Origin of the sequence: Amycolatopsis kentuckyensis (assembly GCF_002155975.1) — a bacterium.
GTDB classification, from domain to species: domain Bacteria; phylum Actinomycetota; class Actinomycetes; order Mycobacteriales; family Pseudonocardiaceae; genus Amycolatopsis; species Amycolatopsis kentuckyensis.
In genome coordinates this window covers 1-7,747 of record NZ_MUMI01000343.1, presented here as the reverse complement: position 1 = coordinate 7,747, position 7,747 = coordinate 1, and the positions used below count along the sequence as shown (strand labels likewise).

Here is a 7,747-nt window from a genome sequence, read left to right as displayed (position 1 = left end):
ACAGGACGAAGGCGTCGAGGCCGTCCGGGAGCAGCGCGTCGAGGTGGTCGGCGGCGTCCGCCTTCACCCGGCACGCCCGGTCCAGCAGGTCCGGGCCGGTGTCGGCGAGGGGCGCCAGGTCCGTGACCGCGGCGGCGTGGAACACCGACCGCACCGGCCCGTGGGCGTCGAGCACCGCGGCGAGCCGGTCGCGGTCGGCGACGTCGCAGAGCGCCTCGATCACTTCGGCGCCGTGCAGGGTTTCGACGCCGGGCAGGGCCGCCGCGGCGAGCACGATCCGGGTGGCGCCCCGGGTGATCAGCCAGCGGGCGAGCCGGACGGCGGCGTGGCCGTCGGTGTCGGTGACGAGCACCGTGCCCTCGGGCCGCCAGCGCCGCACGGGTTCCGCGGTTCCCGCGTGTCCGAGCCGGCGGGCGAAGACGCCGGTCTTCCGCAGGGCCACCTGGTCTTCGCCGGTGGTCCCGGCCAGCACGGCGGCCAGCTTCGGCGCGGTGCCTTCGTCGAGGACGGGCGGCAGGTCGACCAGGCCACCCCAGCGGGTCGGGTGTTCGAGCCCGTGGATCCGGCCGAGTCCCCAGAGCCGGGCCTGGACCGGGTCGGGCGCGCGATCGCCGGGTCCGGTGGCCACCGCTCCTTCGGTGAGGAGCCAGAGCGGGGCGTCGAGACGGGTGAGTTCGAGGACGGTCGCGGTGTCCGGCCGGACGGCCACGACCCCGGCCAGGTCCTCGGCGTCCTGGACGATTTCGGCGCCGTGCGCGGCCAGGACTTCCCGGACGCCGTCGTCCCCGACGACGAGCCAGCGGCCGGAGAGCCGGGCGGGCGGGGTGGCGACGGGACGCCAGGCGATCCGGTAGCGCCAGGAGTCCGTGGTGGCCTCGTCGCGGCGGCGGCTGCGCCACTTCGCCAGGGCGGGCAGGACGGCGCCGAGCGGCGCGTCCTCGGCGAGGTCGAGGACGCCGGCGAAGGCGGGGACGTCCTGGTCGCCGACGACGTCCCAGAACCGCTGGTCGGCCTGGACCGGCTCGGCTTCCGGGACGTCGAGCCAGTAGCGTTCGCGCTGGAAGGCGTAGGTCGGGAGATCGGCCGCGGGCGCACCAGCGAAGGCCGGGGTCCAGTCGACGGTGACCCCGTTGACGTGCGCTTCGGCGAGGGCGGTGTGGAAGCGGGTGAGGCCGCCGTCGTTCTTGCGGAGGGAGCCCAGCGCGACGACCTCGTCCCCGAGCGCCATGGTCAGCACCGGGTGCGGCGAAACCTCGATGAACGTACCGAAACCCTCGCGCTTCAGCCGTTCTACCGCGGTGTCCAGGCGAACAGTGCTGCGCAGATTGGTGTACCAGTACTCGGCATCCACACGTTCGTTCCACTCCCCGGTCACCGTCGAGATGAAGGCGGTCTCACCTTCGCGAGGTGCGATCGGGGCCAGAACGTCGAGGAGTTCGTCTCGTAGCTGCTCGACCTGCGCCGAGTGCGACGCGTAGTCCACCGGGACCCGCTTCACGCGGATGCCGTCCGCGCGGCAGGCCGTCATGAACTCGTCCAGGGCTTCCGGTGCGCCGGAGACCACGACGGCCGTCGGGCCGTTCACAGCGGCGACCGATACTCCCTCGGTCAGCCGTTCCCCGACGGTGGCGAGCGATGCCGCGACCGACACCATCCCGCCGCCACCGGCCAGCGCCAGGATCGCCTTGCTCCGCAGCGCCACCACCCGGGCTCCGTCCTCAAGGGACAGTGCACCCGAGACGACGGCGGCGGCGATCTCACCCTGCGAATGGCCGACCACCGCGTCCGGCACCACACCGAACGAACGCCACAGCTCGGCGAGGGAGACCATCACGGCGAACAACGCGGGCTGCACCACATCGACCCGGCTCAGCGCCTCCGCGTCGGCCAAGACCTCGCGCAGCTTCCAGTCCACAAGGGACTCCAGGGCCGCGGCGCAGTCATCCAGGCGGGCCGCGAACACCGGCGACGACTCCGCCAGTTCGAGCGCCATCCCGGCCCACTGCGCACCCTGCCCGGGGAACACCAGCGCCACCTTGCCCGGCTCGCCCACCTCTCCGGTGATGACGTTGGCCGCGGGAGCGCCCTCGGCGAGTGCGGTGAGACCGCCGGCGAGATCCTCGCCGACCACGACCGCGCGGTGCCGGAACAGCGACCGCGCGGAAACCAGTGCGGCCCCGACCGAGGCGGCCGGCAGCTCGGCCCGGTCGAGCAGCGCGGCCGCCTGCGCTCGCAGCGCAGCAGGGGTACGCCCGGAAACCACCCACGGCACCACACCGCCCGCGACCAGTTCCGGCCCAGCTTCCGGAGCCTGCTCGAGGATCGCGTGGGCGTTGGTGCCACTGACCCCGAACGACGACACCCCGGCTCGCCGCGGCCGGTCGGACACCCACTCACGCGACTCGGTCAGCAGCTCCACCGACCCGGCCGACCAGTCCACTTGCGACGAAGGCGCGTCCACGTGCAGCGTCCGCGGCAGCCTTCCGTGCCGCATCGCCAGCACCATCTTGATCACGCCGCCGACCCCGGCCGCCGCCTGCGTGTGGCCGATGTTCGACTTCAGCGAGCCCAGCCACAGCGGCTTTTCCCGCTCCTGGCCGTAGGTTTCCAGCAGCGCCTGCGCCTCGATGGGGTCCCCGAGCGTCGTGCCGGTGCCGTGCGCCTCGACGGCGTCCACTTCGGACGCCGCGAGTCCCGCGTTCGCCAGTGCCTGGCGGATCACCCGCTGCTGGGCCGGGCCGTTGGGGGCGGTGAGGCCGTTGGACGCCCCGTCCTGGTTGACCGCCGTCCCCCGGACGACGGCGAGCACCGGGTGGCCGTGGCGGCGGGCGTCGGACAGCCGCTCCACCAGCAGGAGACCGGCGCCCTCGCCCCAGCCGGTGCCGTCCGCGGCGTCGGCGAACGACTTGCACCGGCCGTCGGCGGCGAGGCCGCGCTGGCGGCTGAACTCGACGAACAGCGCGGGCGTCGACAGCACCGTGACCCCGCCGGCCAGCGCGAGGTCGCACTCGCCCTGCCGCAGCGACTGGCACGCGAGGTGCAGCGCCACCAGCGACGACGAACACGCCGTGTCCACGGTGATCGCCGGGCCTTCGAGGCCGAACGCGTAGGCGATCCGGCCGGAGGCGACGCTGCCGGCGCTGCCGTTGCCGAGGTAGCCCTCGTAGCCTTCCAGTCCACTCCGGACGTTCTGCAGCCGCGTGGCGTAGTCCTGGTACATCACGCCTGCGAAGACACCGGTCCGGCTGCCGCGCACCGTGTCCGGCACGATCCCGGCGCGCTCGAACGCCTCCCAGGCGATTTCGAGCAGCAGCCGCTGCTGCGGGTCCGTCGCGGTCGCTTCGCGCGGCGACATGCCGAAGAACTCGGCGTCGAAATCGGCCGCGTCGTAGAGGAAGCCGCCTTCGCGGACGTAGGACGTCCCGCCGTGCGCGGGATCGTCGTCGAAGAGGTCGGGCCAGCCCCGGTCGGCGGGGAACGCCGAAACGGCGTCGCGGCCCTCGGCGACCAGCCGCCAGAGGTCGTCCGGGGAGGCGATCCCGCCCGGGTAGCGGCAGCTCATGGCGACGATCGCGATCGGCTCGTCGGCGCCGGCCCGCTTCGTGACGACGGTGTCGGCCCTCCGCCCGGCGAGGTGGGCGGCGAGCACCGCCGGTGTCGGGTGGTCGAACACCAGCGTCGCGGGCAGCCGCAGACCGGTGGCGGCGGCGAGGCGGTTGCGGAGGTCGACCGCGGTCAGCGAGTCGAACCCGAGGTCCTTGAAGGCACGGGCGGGGTCGATCGCCTGCGCGGACGCGTGCCCGAGTACCGCCGCCACCTGCGTCCGGACCAGGTCGAGCAGGCCCTCTTCGGAGAGCTCGCCGACGTGCCCGCCGGCCGCGGCGGTGCGGCGCGCGGGCGGCGGGAAGAGGCCGCGGAACAGCGGCGAGACGGTGCCTTCGGCGGCCTGCCGGCGCAGCGCGGCGGGGTCGAGGGCGATCGGGACCAGCGCGGCCGGGCCCGCGGCGACGGCGCGGTCGAACAACGCCAGGCCCTGCGCGGTGTCCAGGGGCCGCACGCCAGAGCGGCCGAGCCGGTCGCGCGCCCGGTCGTCGAGGTGCCCGGTCATCCCGCTGGCCTCGGCCCACAGGCCCCAGGCGAGCGACACGGCGGGCCGCCCGGCCGCCCGGCGGCGCTGCGCGAGGGCGTCGAGGTAGGCGTTGGCGGCGGCGTAGTTGCCCTGCCCGCTGCCGCCGGTGGTGCCCGCGGCGGCGGAGAAGAGCACGAAGGCGGCGAGATCGCCGGTCAGCTCGTCGAGGTTGCGGGCGGCGTCGGCCTTCGGGCGCAGGACCGCGTCCAGCCGCTCCGGGGTGAGGGCCTCGACGACGCCGTCGTCGAGGACACCGGCGGCGTGCACGACGGCGGTGACCCGGTGCGCGGCCAGCACTTCGGCGAGCCGGTCGCGGTCGGCGACGTCACCGGCGACGAAGACGGCTTCCGGCAGGTCGGCGGCGAGTTCGGCGGCGCCGGGCGCGGCCGCGCCGCGGCGGCTGAGCAGGACCAGGTTCCGGACACCGTGCTGCCGCGCGAGGTGCCGGGCGACGAGCCCGCCGAGCACGCCCGAGGCGCCGGTCACGAGGACGGCGCCGTCGCCCCAGTCCGGCGGCTCGCCGGTGGCGGTGACGCGGGCGAGCCGGGGAACGAAGAGACGTCCGCCGCGCACGGCCGTCTGTGGTTCAGGCGGGACGACGGGGTGCTCCGGGTCGTCGGTGTCCAGCAGCGCGAACCGGCCCGGGTGTTCCGACTGGGCCGAGCGCACGAGCCCCCACGCGGCGGCGAGGCCGGGATCGGGGGCTTCGCCGTCGTGCACCGCGACGGCGCCGCTGCTGACGAAGACGAGCAGTCCGGGCCGCTCGGCGGCGAGCCAGTTCTGGACGAGGCCGAGCACACGGTGGACCGGCGTTCCGGTGACCGGCTCGAAGACGACCTCGGTTTCGGCCGCTCCGGCCGGGACTTCGGTCCAGTCCACGCGGTACAGATCGTCCGCGCGGTCCAGGCCACCGGCGGGGAGCGGGCGGAGGACGAGGGACTCCGCCGTCGCGACCGGGGCGCCCGACGGATCCGCGACCTCGACCGTGACCTCGTCCTCGCTGCGGCGGGTGAGGCGGACGCGAAGCGCCGAAGCGCCGGTCGCGTGCAGGGCCACTCCCGTCCAGGCGAACGGCAGGCGAGCCTTTCCGTCCTCTGTGGACGTCACCAGGGCGAGCGGGTGCAGGGCCGCGTCCAGCAGCGCCGGGTGCAGGCCGAAGCGGGCGGCGTCGCGCTCCTCCGGCAGCTCGACCTCGGCGAAGATCTCGTCGCCGCGGCGCCACGCCGAACTCAGGCCCTGGAAGGCGGGCCCGTAGCCGTAGCCCGCTGCGGCGCGGAGGCCGTCGTAAAACCCGTCGAGGTCGATCCTGGCCGCGCCCTCGGGCGGCCAGGAGTCCAAAGTGAACCCGGCGTCGGGTGCGCCGGGGGCGAGCACGCCGGTCGCGTGGCGCGTCCACGGGTCGTCCTCGTCGCGCCGCGAATGGACCTCGATGGCGCGACGGCCGGTTTCACCGGCCGGTCCCACCCAGACCTGCAGGGCGCGGGCGCCGCCGTCGGGCAGCGTCAGCGGGGTTTCGAGGGTGAGTTCCTCGACCGTCCCGCAGCCGGCACGGTCGCCGGCCTGCACGGCGAGCTCGACGAACGCGGTGCCGGGCAGCAGGATCGTGCCGTGCACGGCGTGGTCGGCCAGCCACGGCTGCGCCTGCGGGGAGACGCGGCCGGTGAGCACCAGGCCGTCGCCCGCGGCCAGCGCGACCGCCGCGCCGAGCAGTGGGTGTCCGGTGGCGCTCAGGCCGAGCGCGCCCGCGTCGCCGGGGTCCGCGACGACGGCGGGCCAGAACCGTTCGCGCTGGAAGGCGTAGGTGGGGAGGTCGACCGTGCGGGCGTCCGGGAAGGCCGGGGTCCAGTCGACGGCGACCCCGCGGACGTGCGCTTCGGCGAGAGCGGCGTGGAAACGGGTCAGCCCGCCGTCGTTCTTGCGGAGCGAGCCCAGCGCGACGACGTCCTCGCCGAGCGCCATGGTCAGCACGGGGTGCGGCGAGGCTTCGATGAACGTACCGAAACCTTCGCTCTTCAGCCGTTCTACCGCGGTGTCGAGACGGACGGTGCTGCGCAGGTTGGTGTACCAGTACTCGGCGTCCACGTTTTCGTTCCACTCGCCGGTCACCGTCGAGATGAACGCCGTGTGTCCCTGCTGCGGGCTCACCGGTCCCAGTACGCCCAGCAGCTCGTCGCGCAACTGCTCGACCTGCGCCGAGTGCGAGGCGTAATCCACCGGCACCCGCTTCGCGCGGATCCCATCGGCTTCACACGATTCGATCAGCTCATCGAGGGCGTCCGGCACGCCGGAGACCACCACCGCGGACGGGCCGTTCACCGCCGCGATCGACAACCCGTCCGTCAGCCGTGCCTCGACGACGGCGAGCGACTCGGCCACCGAGATCATCCCGCCGCGCCCGGCCAGTGCCAGGATCGCCTTGCTCCGCAACGTCACCACCCGCGCGCCGTCCTCAAGGGACAGCGCACCCGAGACCACCGCGGCGGCGATTTCCCCTTGCGAGTGACCGACGACCGCGTCCGGGACCACGCCGAACGAGCGCCACAACTCGGCGAGGGAGACCATGACGGCGAACAACGCGGGCTGCACCACATCGACCCGGCTCAACGCCGCCGGATCGGACAGCACCTCCCGCAACGACCAGTCCACAAAGGATTCGACAGCCACGGCACACTCGTCCAGCCGGGCCGCGAACACCGGCGAAGACTCCGCGAGTTCGAGCGCCATGCCCGCCCACTGCGAACCCTGCCCCGGGAAGACCAGCGCCACCTTGCCCGGCGCGCCGGCTTCCCCGGTGACGACGTTCGCCGCCGGGACGCCCTCGGCAAGCGCCGCGAGACCACCGGCGAGATCGCCGACCACGACCGCCCGGTGCGAAAACGCCGAGCGGGTCGTGACCAGCGAAAACCCGACGTCCGCGGCCGGCGCTTCGTGCCCGGCCAATGCGGCGGCCTGCGCCTTGAGGGCGTCCGCGGTCCGCGCGGAGAGCACCCACGGCACCGGACCGGCCGCCTGGGCCGGCGCCGGTTCCTCGGCCGGGACGGCTTCGAGGATGGCGTGGGCATTGGTGCCGCTCATCCCGAACGCGGACACACCCGCCCGCCGCGGCTCGCCGGTCTCCGGCCAGGGCCGGGCCTCGGTGAGCAGCCGGACGCCGCCGGACGCCCAGTCGACGTGCGACGTTGGGGCGTCGACGTGCAACGTCCGCGGCAGGACACCGTGCCGCATGGCCATGACCATCTTGATCACCCCGGCGACGCCGGCCGCGCCCTGGGTGTGCCCGACGTTCGACTTCAGCGACCCGAGGAACAGCGGGTCGTCGGCGGGGCGGGCCCGGCCGTAGGTGGCCAGCAGCGCCTGCGCCTCGATCGGGTCGCCGAGGGTGGTGCCGGTGCCGTGCGCCTCGACCGCGTCGACCTGCTTCGCCGAGAGCCGCGCGTTGGCGAGGGCGTCGGTGATCACGCGCTCCTGCGCGGGACCGTTGGGGGCGGTGAGGCCGTTGGAGGCGCCGTCGGAGTTGATCGCCGAGCCGCGGACGACGGCGAGCACCGGGTGGCCGTGGCGCTGGGCGTCGGACAGCCGTTCGAGGACCAGCATGCCGGCGCCTTCGCCCCAGCCGGT

At 74.5% G+C, this 7,747-nt stretch carries 1 protein-coding gene; it reads right to left on the bottom strand.

Features of this window, described 5'->3' with window-relative positions:
• Positions 1-7,747: type I polyketide synthase (locus tag CCN39_RS30255; protein WP_143264210.1), on the bottom strand; the 7,747-nt coding region annotated here is incomplete at both ends.